This window comes from Staphylococcus coagulans (assembly GCF_002901995.1).
In the GTDB taxonomy this organism is placed as follows: domain Bacteria; phylum Bacillota; class Bacilli; order Staphylococcales; family Staphylococcaceae; genus Staphylococcus; species Staphylococcus coagulans.
The window spans coordinates 1-379 of record NZ_PPQN01000117.1 but is presented as its reverse complement, the minus strand read 5'-3'; the positions used below and the strand labels follow the sequence as shown (position 1 = coordinate 379).

1 pseudogene is annotated in these 379 nt (G+C 46.2%); it reads left to right on the top strand.

From position 1 onward, the window contains the following. Nucleotides 1-379, top strand: a pseudogene (locus CD118_RS12320) (hypothetical protein); the annotation flags it as partial.

The following is a 379-nucleotide window of genomic DNA, read 5'->3' as shown; positions in this document are numbered from 1 at the left end:
TCACTTGTTGATGCTGATTCGCTCTTAGCTACTGATGCCGAGTCGGACTCACTTGTCGATGTTGACTCGCTTGCTACTCGGTTTGATGTTGACGTCGATTCACTTGCTACTCGGTTTGATGTTGATACTGAATCACTTGTTGATGCTGATGCACTCTTAACTACTGATGCCGAGTCGGACTCACTTGTCGATGTTGACTCGCTTGCTACTCGGTTTGATGTTGACACAGATTCGCTTGCTGATGTTGATGTGCTAGTAGAAGTTGACTCACTCGCTACTCGATTTGAATTTGAAACCGATTCACTTGTTGATGCTGATTCGCTCTTAGCTACTGATGCCGAGTCGGACTCACTTGTCGATGTTGACTCGCTTGCTACTC